Consider the following 1577-nt stretch of genomic DNA (forward strand, 5'->3'; position numbering starts at 1 on the left):
GGACCGTTCGCGCCAGCCGCGTTGCAGGCGCTGCGACCCGGGCAGTTCCGCTCCACCGTCGGCAGCAGCGCCGACGCCCAGGCGCGCTGGATCAACGACCGCGCCCGCATCCGCACCGCCGCCGCGCAGGCGCTGGCTGCGCCGCAGGACAGCGCCGCGCTGCGCGAACTGGCCCAGGCGCTGCGGCTGGTCGCCCATTACCGGGCCGAAATCGATACCGCCCGGCCGGCGCTGCTTGCCGCGCTGCCGGCGCTGGACAGCCAGCCGGCGGAGGTCCAGCGGCCGCTGCTGACGGCCGCGTTCACGCTCTACGCCTTCGACGCGGCGCCGCTGCTGCGTCCGCTGCTGCCGCGACTGGCCGCGCCGCGCGAATTCGCGATCGCCGCCTATGCGCTGATGCAGACCCGTCAGCCGGCGGACCTGGCGCTGATCCAGTCCCAGCTGGCGCAGCGCGACCGCGACGAGCCCCGCCTGCAGGCGCTGGCCCAGGCGCTGGCGACGGCGCAGGGCGTCCCTCAGCCGGCGCGCCCGCCGCTGGCCGACCTGCTGGCGGTGCGTCCCGGCTACCCGGTGGTGTTCAGCTTCCAGCGGCCGGGCCGGCAGCAGATGGGCCTGGCGCTGGTGCGGCAGGCCGATGGCCGCTTCGTGCGGCGCGCCGATGGCGGGCTCTTCAACATCGAGCAGCTGGCGCTGTCCAGCAGCGGCCTGCCGGGCACGATCACCCTGGGCAACACGCCGCAGGGCCTGTTCACGATCCAGGGGGCCGGACGGGCCGCCTCCAACGTCTGGATCGGTCCGACGCCCTACCTCCACACCAAGGTGCCGGGCGAGGCCAGCATCGCCGAGTACGAACAGCGCGCCCCCGGCGCCAATGAGCCGACATGGACGCTGGACCGCTACCGCGCGCTGCTGCCCGCGTCCTGGCGCGACTACACCCCGCTGCAGGAGGCCTGGCTGGCGGGACGCGCCGGTCGCGACGAGATGCTGATGCATGGCAGCACCATCGATCCGCGCTACTACGCCGGCAGCCGCTTCTATCCCGGCACGCCGTCGGACGGCTGCCTGGTGGCGATGGAGTACTGGTCGCCGGAGGGCACGATGGTGCACAGCGACCAGATCGCGCTGCTGCAGGCATTCACCGCCCAGGGCCGCGATCGCGGCTACCTCGTGCTGGTCGAGCTGGACCCTGCGCCCACGCCGGTCGCGCTGGCCGAAGTGATCCAGGCCGTGCTCGACGCCGAGGCCCGCACGCCCGGCCGCCGGTGAGGCTCGAACAGGGCGTGAGGTTCGCGAACGCGAGGCCTCATGCCCGGGTCGGGCCTGCGCGCCGAAGGTGGCAGTCCTTGCCAGAGCCCTTGCGATCACCACCGGTTATGGCGTTCCCGCGCCGTTTCATTGGCAGCCGCCGGGCGCGCCCACTAGAGTAGGCCGCACCATGCCCGATTCCCCGCAGCCTCTGAACACCGAAGCCCCGAGCGAGCATCACCCGGACCTGGACCTGTACGACAGCGTCCGCCTGATGGAGGTCTTCATCGACGACCAGCGGGCGGCCGTGGCGGCGGTGCGCGCGGCGGCCG

Annotated in this window: 1 protein-coding gene; it reads left to right on the top strand. The window is 73.6% G+C overall.

Annotation, left to right across the window (positions count from 1 at the left end; genetic code table 11):
* Positions 1-1266, top strand: a 1266-nt coding sequence (locus CS062_RS26505) for a hypothetical protein (protein WP_199174359.1), incomplete at its 5' end; no start/stop codon positions are given.
* Between the last annotated feature and the right edge of the window lie 311 nt (positions 1267-1577).

It is taken from the genome of Roseateles chitinivorans, assembly GCF_002761755.1.
GTDB classification, from domain to species: domain Bacteria; phylum Pseudomonadota; class Gammaproteobacteria; order Burkholderiales; family Burkholderiaceae_C; genus Roseateles; species Roseateles chitinivorans.